Origin of the sequence: Limihaloglobus sulfuriphilus (assembly GCF_001999965.1) — a bacterium.
GTDB lineage: Bacteria > Planctomycetota > Phycisphaerae > Sedimentisphaerales > Sedimentisphaeraceae > Limihaloglobus > Limihaloglobus sulfuriphilus.
In genome coordinates this window covers 1,969,785-1,983,924 of sequence record NZ_CP019646.1, presented here as the reverse complement: position 1 = coordinate 1,983,924, position 14,140 = coordinate 1,969,785, and the positions used below count along the sequence as shown (strand labels likewise).

The 14,140-nt window shown below is 47.0% G+C and carries 10 protein-coding genes; 9 read left to right on the top strand and 1 reads right to left on the bottom strand.

The features are described 5' to 3' along the window. The 7 genes from SMSP2_RS14990 (at position 1) to SMSP2_RS07395 (ending at position 9,309) form a co-directional block, all read left to right on the top strand. Positions 1-1,125, top strand: coding sequence for a uroporphyrinogen decarboxylase family protein (locus tag SMSP2_RS14990; RefSeq protein WP_222566298.1), 1,125 nt, complete (start codon positions 1-3; stop codon positions 1,123-1,125). Then, positions 1,010-2,485 (top strand): sialidase family protein, encoded by a 1,476-nt coding sequence (locus tag SMSP2_RS07420; protein ID WP_222566297.1) that lies wholly within the window; start codon positions 1,010-1,012, stop codon positions 2,483-2,485. Before SMSP2_RS14990 ends, SMSP2_RS07420 begins: the two co-directional genes overlap by 116 nt. Continuing rightward, positions 2,485-3,852: a DUF3748 domain-containing protein gene (locus SMSP2_RS07415; RefSeq protein ID WP_146683350.1), complete on the top strand. Its 1,368-nt coding sequence runs from the start codon at positions 2,485-2,487 to the stop codon at positions 3,850-3,852. The genes SMSP2_RS07420 and SMSP2_RS07415 overlap by 1 nt, the downstream gene beginning before the upstream one ends. Before the next feature lie 35 nt (positions 3,853-3,887). Beyond that, entirely contained in the window at positions 3,888-5,291 is a 1,404-nt protein-coding gene (locus SMSP2_RS07410; RefSeq protein ID WP_146683349.1) for a sulfatase family protein, read from the top strand. 41 nt (positions 5,292-5,332) lie between these two features. Then, positions 5,333-6,802: a sulfatase gene (locus SMSP2_RS07405; protein WP_146683348.1), complete on the top strand. Its 1,470-nt coding sequence runs from the start codon at positions 5,333-5,335 to the stop codon at positions 6,800-6,802. A 63-nt stretch (positions 6,803-6,865) separates the two neighbouring features. Next, complete coding sequence (locus SMSP2_RS07400; protein WP_186804634.1) at positions 6,866-7,648, top strand: GDSL-type esterase/lipase family protein; 783 nt, start codon at positions 6,866-6,868, stop codon at positions 7,646-7,648. Positions 7,649-7,746: 98 nt separating this feature from the next. Next, the gene (locus tag SMSP2_RS07395) at positions 7,747-9,309 is read left to right on the top strand and encodes a sodium:solute symporter family protein (protein ID WP_146683346.1); all 1,563 of its coding nucleotides are present in this window, start codon (positions 7,747-7,749) and stop codon (positions 9,307-9,309) included. Positions 9,310-9,344: 35 nt separating this feature from the next. Here SMSP2_RS07395 and SMSP2_RS07390 read toward each other — a convergent pair whose 3' ends face one another. Next, entirely contained in the window at positions 9,345-10,712 is a 1,368-nt protein-coding gene (locus SMSP2_RS07390) for a GDSL-type esterase/lipase family protein (RefSeq protein ID WP_146683345.1), read from the bottom strand. A 298-nt stretch (positions 10,713-11,010) separates the two neighbouring features. Between SMSP2_RS07390 and SMSP2_RS07385 the strand changes: the two genes are divergently transcribed. Both SMSP2_RS07385 and SMSP2_RS07380 read left to right on the top strand, forming a co-directional pair. Further along, positions 11,011-12,162, top strand: a complete 1,152-nt coding sequence (locus SMSP2_RS07385; RefSeq protein WP_146683344.1) for a GntR family transcriptional regulator — start codon at positions 11,011-11,013, stop codon at positions 12,160-12,162. A gap of 108 nt (positions 12,163-12,270) precedes the next feature. Continuing rightward, positions 12,271-14,130 carry a LamG-like jellyroll fold domain-containing protein gene (locus SMSP2_RS07380; protein ID WP_146683343.1) on the top strand — a complete coding sequence of 620 codons (1,860 nt, stop codon included), beginning with the start codon at positions 12,271-12,273 and terminating at the stop codon, positions 14,128-14,130. Positions 14,131-14,140 lie beyond the last annotated feature (10 nt).

Sequence of the window (14,140 nt, the reverse complement as noted above, 5' to 3'; positions counted from 1 at the left end):
GTGAATTCAAGACAAAGACTGCTGAGCGTTCTTGACGGGGGAGTACCCGACCATGTTCCGGTCTGTCCTGATATATCTAATATGGTTCCCGCCAGGTTGACCGGCAAACCGTACTGGGATATCTATGTGTATCAGGATCCGCCGCTGTGGAAGGCTTATATCGACGCGGTGAAGTATTTCGGCATCGACGGCGGTTTTGAAATGTACACCTTCGGCAATATGTTCAACGACCTTCCCCGCTGGGAGAACAGAATTGTCAAGAGGTTTGATGACGGCGGCTTTGTTACACAGAAATACATGTTTGATGAGCAGAAATGGGCGCCGTATGTTGATGTCCATACAGCTGATAAGCCGCCCGCTGAGTTTGTCAAGCCGTCCAATATGGGGCTGCCGCCGATTCCTAAGAAATGGGAGCCGATTGAAGGTGTCAAACAATGGCCCGAGGGCCTGGAGCTCTGGAACCATATAAAGAAAGAAATGGGCGATAACGGGATAATCGGAATGCCCTCCGGCATGAAGACCTGTCTTATCAGCACAGAGGATGACGTTTACAGCTTTTATGACAACCCCGCTCCTTTCTATGCCGAAGCCGAGAAGATGCTCGAGCGGGTCAGAAACCGCATGGAAATTATCAAAGGTCTCGACGAGAAACCGGACTTTCTCTTCTGCGGGGCATCGGGGACGCTGGTTATGCAGACACCCGATATTTTCAGGGAACTTGTATTGCCGGTATTAAAAGAAACCACTAAGCTGGCAAAAGAGCTGAATATACCAACGCATGTGCATTCCTGCGGGCCGGAAAAAGAGCTGGTCAAAATAGCCGCGGAGGAAACAGACCTTACAGTTATTGACCCATTGGAGATTCCCCCGATGGGTGACTGCAATATTAAAGAGCTCAAGGAACTCTACGGCGATAAAATAATTTTAAAGGGCAATCTGCATACAACCGAAGTGATGCTCAGAGGGACTGTCGCCGATGTTGTACGGGAATGTAAAAAGGTGATTGACGATGCCGGCAGAGGCGGGGGCTTTATACTCTCCACCGGCGATCAGTGCGGGCGCGATACTCCCGATGAAAATATCAGGGCTATGGTCGAGACGGCTGCCGATTACGGAAGATATTAGAGGAACTATATTTGGACTTATGAGGGATATTATGCCTGAAAATAGAATTATTATTTGTGTTTGCCTGCTTATTTTGTCTCCGCTCATGGCGGCAGATGATGTTCGTGCGGTAAGGCCTTTGGCTGATGATTATATTGAGCTCTACCGCTCCGATGATCCGCAGAATGTCTGTGCTTACACGCCGGCTCTGGCGGTATGCCCAAACGGCAGAATCGCTGCAACCTTTGAGCTTGGAGGCAGTAAAGCCGCCGCCGCGGTCAAAGATGCGCAGGCAGGCAGCGGCAAAGGCTTCGCTTACACTTCCGATGACCACGGCAAGAGCTGGCAGTACAGAACAAATTTCCCGATAGTACATGCCCGGCCTTTAGTTGCAGGCAAGAGTCTCTATATTCTTGGTCATCACAACGGTAAGGATCTTAAGATTATTCGTTCTGATGACTGGGGCAATACATGGACTGAGCCGGTTCTTTTGACAAGCGGTCAGAACTGGCACGCATCAGCTACGAATGTATGGCACAAAGGCGATTTTGTATATTGCGTTCTGGAGAAGCGAACACGCAAGGTACACAAGGGCTGGTATGTCAGTGAGCTTGCTCCTGTGCTTCTAAGGGCCAATGTTCATGATGATTTAACCGAGCCGGAGAGCTGGACTCACGCCTCGGAGCTGACGTTTTGCGAGGCAATTGATGACCGTGAGCTTGAATGGTTCGGAATTCCGTTCTACGATCAGTTTTATCCAGGCAAAAATGAAGTAGCCCCAAAACGCACCTTTCACGCAAGCGGCTGGTTAGAGGCTAATGTCGTGCAGATACTCGACCCAGACCACTACTGGTACGACCCCTCCGGCAGGACGTTCCATATCTGGCTCCGCTGCCACACAGGGGTTACAAATATCGCCTGCCTTGCCAAAGCGGTAGAACAGGAAGACGGTTCAATAAAGACAATGCTTGAGAAGGCACCTTCGGGTAAAAAGATGGCGTTTGTACCGTTCCCGGGCGGCCATCTGCGGTTTCACGTGGTATATGACAAGCAGACAAAGCTCTACTGGCTTGTAAACTCTCAATCGACTGACAGTATGACCCGCCCGGAGCTGCTGGGCCCGGACAGGCACAGCCTGGCTTATAACCAGCGCAGCAGGCTTGCCCTGCATTTCTCCAAAAACATGGTTGACTGGTGTTTTGCCGGCATTGTTTCTATCGGCCCCTCGGAGCGGTCAGCAAGGCATTACGCAAGCATGTTAATCTATCGTGATGATTTGCTGATACTGAGCCGTTCGGGCGATTTGCAGGCGAAAACGGCTCACGACGGCAATATAATAACGCTTCATACAGTTAAAGATTTCAGGAAGCTGGTGTACTAATGAAAAAGATATTTATATTATGTTTAGCTTTAACCCTGACGGTTTTTACTGTTAAGGGAATATGTGCGGATACTGATGTAAAAATAAAACAGCTTACGGCGGATTCAAAGAGTCATGGGCTTGGAATATTTGACGCATGGTCGGGTGATGATGAATGGATTGTTTACGCGTGCGGGCCTAATCATCTCAATGATTTGATAGAGAAGGTCAGCACAAAAACCGGCGAGATTGTCACGCTTTACAAGATAGATAACCAGACCGAATACGGCCCCGGCTGCGGCACGCCCAGCTATTGCCCCACGCAGGACAAGGTTGTATTTATTCACGGGCCGCGTAATTTCGGACCTGACCAGAAATACGAATTCTGGCGGCGAAGCGCAGCGGTTATCAGAGAGCCGGACTATAACCGGCCGGTTTTTATTGATGCGCGTGATGTTACCTCACCGTTTACGCCCGGAGCTCTCAGGGGCGGCACTCACTGCCACGAATGGAGCCATGACGGCGAATGGGTAGCGTTTACTTATAATGATATGATAATGGCGGAGCTTGAAAAGAAGACCGGCAGGACGCTTGACCTTAGAACGATAGGCGTCTCCGCGAATATAAAGCCGGTAGATGTAGATGAAGACAGTGCCGGTGAGAATTTTGACGGTGAGTGGTTTTCTGTGCAGCTCGTTGAGGTTGTGCCCGATCCCGAACCGGGTTCTGATGAGATATCCAGGGCGTATGAGAACTGCTGGGTCGGCTATGAAGGATACACTGACAAAAACGGAAAGACCCAAAGGGCGGTAGCCTTCAAAGGCAAGGTTGTCGATAATACCGGGCGTGAAGTTCCGGAAATTTTCATTGTTGATATTCCCGATGATATACAGGCCGATTCCTCTGCACATCCTCTGGAAGGCACTGAAAACAAGATGCCCTCGCCGCCGCTTGGCACGAAGTGGCGAAGATTGACATACACAGCGGACAGGAAATACCCGGGGTTGACTGTTGATCCGCGTTTCTGGCTCAGAACCAGCCCCAAAGGGGATAAGATTTTCTTTCTTGCCCGTGACGATAACGGCATAAACCAGATTTATTATGTCTTGTCTCTTGGCGGCCCTATAGTTCAGGTTACTTCGCAGGCCACGGACGTTATGAGCACGCCGAGCATCAGCAGTGACGGCGGCAGGATATGTTATATCTGTGAAGGCTGCGTCTATGTGACCGAAATATCCGGTATGCGGACATTCAGGGTTACAAATCCCGCCGAAAAGCCGGCCTCAAGCCCGATATGGTCAAATAGCGGTGACAGGATCGCGTTCAACAGGGCGGTTGAGGGCAGCGGCGGCAGATTTTTGCAGATTTTCATCACTGAGCCGTTTTAAAGATATAAATGTAAAGAACTTAGGAAGGAATAAAAATGTCTGATATAAGTCGGCGAAATTTTGTTAAAGCCGCGGGTTCTGCCGCGTTTCTCGGTCAGTTCGGATCTGTGGCGGCAGCGCAGGCCAACCGGTGGAACAAAAAGGACAAAAAACCCAATATTGTAGTTATAATCGTTGACGACCTTGGTTACGGCGATCTGTCATGCTACGGCGCGAAGGATTTGCAAACCCCCAACATCGACCGGCTTGCCGGCGCGGGTATGCGTTTCGATAATTTCTACGCCAACAGCCCCGTATGCTCGCCGACACGGGCGGCTTTGCTCACAGGCCGCTATCCCGATATGGTGGGTGTGCCCGGAGTAATACGAACGTACAGGGAAATGAACTGGGGTTATCTGGATAAAAATGCGGTTCTACTGCCCCAGGTACTCAAGAAGCAGGGTTACAAAACCGCGATTGTCGGCAAATGGCATCTTGGACTTGAAAGCCCTAACACTCCCAACGAGCGGGGCTTCGATCATTTTCACGGGTTCCTCGACGGTATGATGGACGATTATTACGACCATCTGCGGTTTGGTTTTAACTATCTGCGATTAAACGACAAGGAGATTAAAGCCGAGGGCCACGCGACTGATTTGTTTACCGACTGGGCGGTGGATTATTTAGACAAAACCGCCGGCGGCAACGACCCGTTCTTTTTGTATCTTGCATATACCGCGCCGCACACTCCAATTCAGCCGCCGCAGCAGTGGCTTGATCGCGTGAGGAAAAGAGTCCCGTCAATGCCCGAAAAGAGGGCCAAACTCGCCGCACTGATCGAACACATGGACGATGGAATCGGAAAAGTCATAGACAAAATAGAGGATTCGGGAATCAGCGATGATACACTTATAATCTTCGTTTCTGATAACGGCGGCCAGCTCAATGTCGGCGCAAACAACGGCCGTACTGCCGGCGGCAAACAGGACATGAATGAAGGCGGCATAAAGGTTCCAATGTGTGCGGTATGGCCGGGCAAGATCAAGCCGCAAAGCGTCAATAACAACATTGGCATTACAATGGATCTGTTCCCTACTCTCTGCGAGGCGGCGGGCGCCGAATTTGTCCATGAAATTGACGGCGAGAGTTTCTTCGCAGAGTTATCAGGCAATACGGTGAAAAAAGACAGCGACAGGCTCCTTTTCTGGGTTCGACGAGAAGGCAACCAGCACGGCGGCCAGGTTTACTATGCCGTCCGCCGCGGCGACTGGAAACTCCTGCAGAATACGCCTTTTGAGCCTTTGAGGTTGTATAATCTCAAGGATGACCCCATGGAAAAGAATCCTTTAGATTCCTCTCACCCGATGTATAAAAAACTATTTGAGGCTCTGAAATTACATGTTAATCAAACTGGTGCTGTGCCCTGGCAGAGGCCTTTGAAGCAGGAAGAGCAAATTTGACTTTTACGTTTGGTATTCAGTGACAGGAAAGGCTGTGAATTATGAATAACAGATTAAATGAGAATGTAAAAGATTATTCCCTCGTCTCGAGAAGGCGGTTTTTGAAATACAGCGGTTTACTGGGCTTATCGCTGATGGGCTGCTCTTCGCTGAAGAAATGGAAGGGCCAAAATACAAGGCCTAATATACTGTTTCTCTGCATTGATGACCTGAATGACTGGGTTGGCTGTATGGGCGGCCATCCCGACGCTAAAACGCCGAATATGGACAGGCTCGCCGCGAATGGGATGCTGTTCACAAACGCCCATTGCCCCGCGCCGCTGTGCGGTCCCTGCAGAGCTGCGTTTTTGTCTGGAATAGCACCTTATAATACAGGCGTTTATAAAAACCGAAACAGGCTCAGGAATTCCTCTGTTCTTGAAAATACCGTTTTGATGCCCAAAAGTTTCAAAGAAGCCGGCTATTATGTAAGCGGAACCGGCAAGATATTCCATGAAGCGGACCACGAGCCTGACAACTGGCATGAATACTGGCCGGCGATTGATGTTCCCAATCCCGAGACATACGCTCCGCCGGAAAGCGAGATGCCCCTGCACGGAATGCCGGTGCCCAAAAAGGCTTGGGGCAACGATTTCGGGCCGATTCCAGTGCCAAATGAAGAGACACGCGACTGGAAGACAGCCGGCTGGGCCGCCCGGAGATTACGTTCTAATGAGCTTTCAGAGCCGTTTTTCCTCGCCTGGGGCTGCAAGAAGCCGCATGTACCCTTGTACGCACCGCAGAAATACTTTGATATGTACCCGCTTGATAAGATAAAGATGCCGGTTATTCTGGAAAATGACCTGGACGATGTTCCCCAGGCAGCCAGGGAAATAGGCTCTTACAGCTGGCCGTGGAAGCCGCACGAATATTTCAAAAAATACGGCAAGCAGCGCGAATGCGTTCAGGCGTATCTGGCCTGTGTTTCATATGTGGATGATTGCGTGGGCAGGGTTCTCAAGGGTCTTGAAGAAAGCTCTTACAAAGACAACACAATTGTCGTTCTTGTAAGTGATCATGGTATTCACAAGGGCGAAAAGGAGAACTGGTCAAAGTACACTCTCTGGGAAGAGGCCACCCGGGTGCCGATGATGTTCTCAGGCCCCGGAATAAAATCCGGTTCGGAATCCGCAGAGCCTGTGAATCTGTTGGATCTTTACCCGACTTTTGCTCAAATCTGCGGCCTTAAAACGGATGTTCCTTTTGACGGCAGCAGCATTACAGATATTATCGCCAATCCAAAGGCGGTTTTTAACCGTATCAGCGTGACGGCGTACGGCCCGCATTTGAATAGTGTCCGAAGCAGAGACTGGCGGTATATCAGGTATGACGACGGCAGTGAAGAGCTGTACAACCATATTGAAGACCCGTATGAATGGCATAATCTGGCTTCAAAACCCGAATTTAAAACTATAAAAGAAGCTCTCGCGGCACATATACCCCAGAAACAGGCAGAATCATCACGAAAATAAAGTGAGTTATTGCTTAAATGTAGAATGAAAATAATTAAAGCAATTACAACAAGGAAATTTATTATGAGAATTAAATTACTTAACATCCTTATACTTATCAGCTCAATTTATATTATCGGCGGCTGTTCTAAGCAGTATTGCGGCGACCCTTTCAACCTGGAGGGTAAATCACATTCCGCGATAACCCCCGCCGCACGACCCGATGTTGAATGGTGGATGCCGCGGCATCAAGATGTCCTCGATCGCGTCGCTAAAGGGGGTGCGGATATGATTTTTGTTGGCGATTCGATCACCCACTACTTTGAGAGATACGGCCAGGATGTATGGAACCGGTATTATGCCCCCAGAAATGCCGTAAATATGGGTTTCAGCGGTGACCGCACGCAGCATGTCCTCTGGCGGCTTGAAAACGGCGAAATTGACGGCATCAATCCAAAGCTGGCGGTTGTCATGATAGGAACTAACAATAATGTAGATAATTCTGCCGAAGAGATCGCCGACGGGATTAAGGCGATTTGTGCCAAACTTCGATGCAAACTGCCCAAGACAAAAATTCTGCTTCTGGCGATATTCCCCCGCGGTGATTATGAGCAGCGTAAAATAAAAGACGCTGATGCGGATATGAATCCCATGTGGGCCAAAAATAACAGGGCCAATGAGATAGTTTCCAAAATAGCTGACAATAAAATGTTATACTATCTCGATATTAACGATAAATTTGTAAACGATCAGGGCGTTCTGACACGGGATGTGATGCCTGACCTTCTGCACCCCCGCGAAAAAGGCTATCAGATCTGGGCAGAGGCGATTGAGCCGGTTGTTAAAATTTTGATGAATGAAGATTGATTTCCAGCAGGGATTCGTTAAAAATAATATCAACTGAGAAACTTTTTAATTGACGTAAAAATAATAATAAACTCTTGTTTAAAGCAGGGATTTTATCGATGGCTTCATTGCACTTTTTAGACTGGGCGGTAATAACTGTATATTTTCTGGCAATGGCGTGGCTTGGTTTTTCGTTTTCAAAGAAAAACAAGGACACCGAAGAATATTTTGTCGGCGGCAGACGGTTCAAAGGCTGGGTTGTGGGCCTGAGTCTTGTGGGTACGTCTATAAGTTCAGTTTCGTTCCTGGCTTATCCGGCTGATGCATACTATACAGCCTGGATACGAATGCTGCTCAATTTCCTTATGCCTGTGGCAGGTGCAATTGCGATCTATCTCTTTATACCATTCTACAGAGCCGGCCGCAAAACAAGTGCGTATCAGTACCTGGGGCTGCGTTTTGGCGAAGGGATTCGGATGTACGGCAGTATCGCCTATATCATCGGTCAGTTTGTCAGGCTTGCCGTGGTGCTTTTCCTGGTCAGTAAGCTCTTAAATACGATGCTCGGCTGGGATATATGGGTGTGTATTGTTGTCGCGGGAATTGTGGTATCTGTTTACACAATCGCCGGCGGTATCGACGCGGTTGTATGGACTGATGTTATCCAGACTCTGGTGCTGATATTTGGCGGACTGGTTATATTCTGGATAATTTTAAGACAGATTCCAGGCGGCATCGGTTTGATAATTGATGTGGCAGTAGAAGACGGCAAACTCGCATTCAGTGAGCGGGAAGGTGATACTCTGGTCCCCCTGTCATGGGGCTGGTCATTGTCTAAAAAAACAGGTCTGATGATATTGCTGCTTGGGCTGGTAAACTGGCTTCAGGAATTCGGTACTGACCAGAACGTAGTACAGCGATACTGCGGAGCGGTAAGCGACAAAGAAGCCCGCAAGGCAGTCTGGTGGACTGTTTGGGCACGTCTGCCTATCTGGGCACTTTTTATGTTTCTTGGCACTTCTATGTATGTGTTCTTCAAATTCAACCCAACTGTGCCTGCGATGGAGATGCTCAGCGGTGCCCAGAAACCAGAGGGGATACTTCCGTATTTTGTAATGGAGTATATGCCCCCGGGACTATCCGGACTTGTAATCGCGGCAGTTGTAGCCGCGGCCATGTCGTCGCTGGACTCATCGATGAACGCGATATCCGCTGTATTTGTAACAGATATGTATAGAAACAGGATCTGCAAAGATAAAGATGAAAAACATTACCTGTTTGTATCGCGGCTTACAGCTACTGTCGCGGCGGTTGTGATGATTGTCTTTGCTACAGTTTTAGCATACTCTCAGACAAAAACAATTCAGGATACGGTATTGATACTTACAAGTATAATAGGCAGCGGGCTTCTGGGGCTGTTTTCATTTGGATTTTTTACCAAGATGGGAGATTCAAGGTCAGTCGGATTAGGCGTGGTTGCTACTATATGTTTTACGATTTATGTCCTGCTCGGCCAGAACGGATTTGTACCCATGCCCGCTTTTGATCTTTATTATACAACAATAGTAGCCAATATACTCATGTTTGTTGTCAGCTTTGTTGCGGCATTGGTAATAAAACGCAGTAAAACCGCACCGTCGCTTGACAACCTGACCGTTTGGACGATGGTGAAATCAAAATAATACGAGAATTTGATTATGCTTCTTAAGCGGAGATGTTATTTCTTTATCTCGTATCTATGCTCTCTGGGCATGTTTATTTTGTAAATAGCAGAGATTATTTCTTTGATCTCTCTCTGGGCAGTATGAAGGCTTTGTTTTTCAGCCTGATATCGCTTCCAGTACCGCAACGCGCCGCCGGAGCTGAATTTGCCTCCCGGGGCGAAAAGCTCTTTGACTTCTTCGCGATCAAACATTGCATAAACATTTGTCCTGTCATTACCGTCAAACTCAATTCCATGCAGGCTTAGCAGTACCTTGAGCATTGACTCTGTGCGGAGTTTGAACTCGATTTTTCTTTTTTCCTCGCTGAGCCGGGCAATTTCCTGCGACTGGATATATTGAGGAGTATTTTTGTTATACGCCAGGTTTATGCCCTGTTCCAGCTCGCTGTTGGTGAAGCGGCCGACAATCTTATTGTCGATAGTCACAGTGTATGAGCCCGTATCGAGCTCTGTAACCTGTAAAATTTCTTGATTGAGCTCCTTTTCAATCGGCACAATACCCAACGCCGCGAAGGTCTCTTCCGGCATGGGAAAGGGCAGTGCCTTTGCCTTTATGGTAAAGGCAATCCGGTCGAAGCTGCGGGTTTTTATATTTATCTTACAGTTTCCTTCAAAAAGAATGCCCTCTGCCGCGGAAATGCCGGCGCGGGAAACTGTAGCCGGCGCCTCCTGAGCTGTGAGGAAAAGATATGCCATGACCATATTGCCAAGCGCTCCGGGGTGAATCCGATCGCCGCCAATCAGTGTAAATTCAGGGTCTGTCTGCTTGCGTTTGAGATTTATCCGGTTCATGGGCTGGTTAAAGTCGATATAGCTGCCGTTGTTTTCAGCGGCGAAAGCCTTGAGCTCCTGTGAAGTTCTGTTGAGCAGGTCTGAAAAGCCCTGAAGCGGCTTTAGCTCAAGTTCAAGCATGTCATCGTATGGGCTTGGTGATATCCAGGTTATATGGGCGTCTGTTTCTGTCTTTATAAGATTCGAAAGCTCTTTCATGCGGGAAATGTAGTCCTGCCAGACTTCGGAATCGGTTCCTGCTTTGCGCAGGTCGTTCATTCCCAGCATAATAACTGCCTGTGAAGGCCTGCGGGGCGTGACATCCCATCCAAAATTTACAAGAGTTTTCTCTGCGGTATGGCCGCCGATCCCGCAGTTATACATTTCTATATGTCTCTCGGGAAAACGCGTCAGATAGTAGTTCTGTACATGAACATGCCATGTACCGGAATGGGTAATGCTGTCGCCGATAAAGCAGACAACATCACCGCCGTCAAACATCTTTGCTGCAGCTTCTGCCTTGGCGGCTTGCGGGACTGAGATTGTCAACGCGAGTTGAAAAATAATTAAAGTAAATTTTGTTTTTTTCATGAGTTCTAACTTGGATAAAAAATGGGTTACTAATATTTCAAAGCGATTTATGTCTGTTTAATTTATTTTAGTTCTAATCATATATCAGTTTTTTGAGATTAACAAATATGACTGGCGTTAAATTAAAACAACACAGGGACTTTAGTATTATACATATTGTAAAATGTACTGGTATAAAAATTTTAAAAATATATATAAAATTGATTTTTATATTGATTGTCAATCTCTCTTTGCTACAATATGCTTGAATGTAATTTGTAGTTTTGTATAAGTCTCTCATAAGGAACATTTTAATAAATTGCAAGCAACCGAGAAAAAATGCCTTGTTGACGGCACATACAGGAAAATTGCTGAAGAGTTGATCAGTAATCAGTACTCTGTGGGTACTAAACTTGAGCCTATACGGCTTTTGGCAAAAAAGTATAAAGTTTCCTATATGACTGCCCAGAAAGCTGTAAAGGCCCTGCAGATTCAGGGTGTTTTGGAGGCCCGGCCCGGAGACGGTATATATGTCACCGGAAATGTTGAGCCTATTGAGGGCAGCGTGTCTGTTTTTCTTGAGAGCAATGGGGATAATCCAAAAAAATATACCAAAAAGAATGGTAATTATTCGATTGCGGTGGTTATGCCGTTCTGGGTTTCAGAACGTGGAGAGGCATACATTTACAGAATGATAAAGGGGCTGCTCTCAGAAAGTGACCCTCATCACTGGTCAATAGAGCTGATTCATAATGCCGGCGATCTTTCATCTCACGAGTCGAATCATCCTGATTTTGTAGATAAGATAGAAAGCCGCAGCCCTGACGGCATTGTGTGGCTCCAGCCGATCTTGTCTCACCGTATGAATCTTATGCGGCTGGTGGACAGGGGGCATCAGGTAGTTGTAACGGGCAGAGATTTCCCCGACATACCGCTTACATGTATTCAGATGGATCTTGATGACCTGGCTGAAAAAACTATTGATTGCCTTCTCAAGCACGGTTCGAATAATATAGCATTTATTACCGGCCCGGTTGAAGGGATGTTTCAGGATGCCCACTCTGTCGATATTGTAAAAGCAATGAAAGTTGAAATGCACAAGAGGGGGCTCACTTTTTCAGACGAGTTGGTTTGTCAGGCGGCTTTTACACCCTATGATGCTTTGATAGTTCATTCTTTTATTGAAAATCACCCCGAGGTTGACGGAATTGTCTGTCTTCATGAGACACATATAATAGAAGAGCTTGAAAAAATGGACTGCACGGGTTTTTTCAATAAATCGATAAACATGGTCAACACTTCGGGGATTTATTATTCGGGCCGTTATGATTTGTTTAAGCATTTTAATATGATAAATGTTGCCTGGCCCCTGGAAAATATGGGCAGGGCTGTTGTTCGCGAGTTTGAAAAATCGTGGCTTGAGGATTTTGAAAGCTCTGGCATAGATTTAAGCGTTGAAATTTTAGATTGATTTATAGGGGGCTTAATTGACTTCTGCTGTTTTTTAGTCTAATGTTTCTAAGATACCATAATAACTATTTTACAATATACACAATTAATAAGAGAGTTTACATCTTAAATGAATTCAAAAACACTATCCATTGACATCGAGATGATCGCCAGCATGGGTCTTGATGTTGATGACTACAGCAATTTAAAAGACGACTGGCGGCACCTTAAACACGGAAACGTTATTCCGAGCAAGACCTATTCAGACCAGCCCTATGTGATTAAAACAGATGACGGCGCCTGGCTTTGTGTCATGACTACCGGAGTCGGCCGCGAAGGCGAGGGCGGCCAGCATGTTATTTCGCAGCGAAGCACAGATAAGGGCAAAACCTGGGAGAATATTGTAGAGCTTGAACAGCCCGGACAAATAGAGGCTTCTTACGCGGTGCTGTTGAAAGCCCCCGGCGGACGAATATTCTGTTTTTATAACCATAATACCGATAATGTGCGTGAGATAATCGCTTCAAAAGACGCTTACCCTGACGGTTTATGCCGCCGCGTTGACAGCCTTGGCTATTTTGTGTTCAAATACAGCGACGATCACGGCAGAAGCTGGTCGGATAAAAGGTATGTTGTTGATATCCGCGAAATGGAGATTGACCGGCAGAACCCTTATCAGGGCAAGATAAGATTCTTCTGGAATGTCGGCAAGCCTTTTATACATGATGGTGCTGCTTATGTTTCTGTTCATAAGGTCGGCTCTATTGGGAAAGGCTTTTTTACAAGAAGTGAAGGCATTCTGGTAAAGAGCAGCGATATTCTTACAGAGTCAGACCCTGCGAACATATCCTGGGAGACACTGCCTGATGGAGATCATGGCCTTCGAGCCCCCTCGGGCGGCGGGCCGATATCCGAAGAGCAAAGCTATTCAGTTATGAGCGATGGCAGTTTCTTTTGTGTTTATCGAACTGTAGATGGATATCCAGCCTGTTCATACAGCCGCGATGAGGGGCATACCTGGAGCGAGCCTGAATATCTGAGCTATACATACAAAGGTAAAAAGGTAAAAAATCCCAGGGCGGCAAACTTCGCCTGGAAATGCTCAAACGGAAAATACCTTTACTGGTTTCACAACCACAGCGGAAAGGATTATGAAAACAGAAATCCTGTCTGGATGTTGTGCGGCGCAGAAAAAGAGTCTCCCGAGGGGTTGATTATTGAATGGTCTCAGCCGGAAATTATTATCTATACGGATGACACATTCATAAGAATGAGTTACCCTGATCTGGTAGAAGAAAATAACGATATATATATTACTGAGACTGACAAGGAAACAGCGAGGATTCATAAACTGAATCCTGAATTTCTGAATAAACTTTTTAACTTCGACAGGGTAGAATCGATTGAACAGGACGGTTTGATTCTTGATATAACGAGAGTCGGAATCAATCCATCAACTGTATCATGCCCGAAACTTCCCAAGTTTTTAGTAAGAGACGTAACCACTTTTGATTACAAGGGTTTTGACCTTAGAAACGGCATCAGTTTAGATTTCTACGTAAATCTGACAAGTGTACTTCCGGGGCAGAATATTTTTGATAACCGCACCCCCGAGGGAAGGGGTTTCTGTGTTACAACCGGAGATTATGAGAATGTTCGGCTTACTCTAAATGACGGCATGACGGAGTCCTGCTGGAGCAGTGACCCCGGAAGCATAAAGCCCGACCACATTCACCATGTTTCAATCATCATTGACGGCGGGCCGAAGGTTATAACGTTCATTATTGATGGAAAGTTCTGTGACGGCGGTGATGACCGGCAGTTCGGCTGGGGCAGATTCAGTCCAAACCTCTACGATATAAACGGCTCAGATGAACTGACAATCGGCAAGGATGTTGACGGCAGTGTAAAAACCGTTCGAATATACAACAGGGCTATAATGTCCTCGGAAGCCGTCGGCAATTTCAGGGCTACACTAAAAAACCTCTAAATCAAAGGTA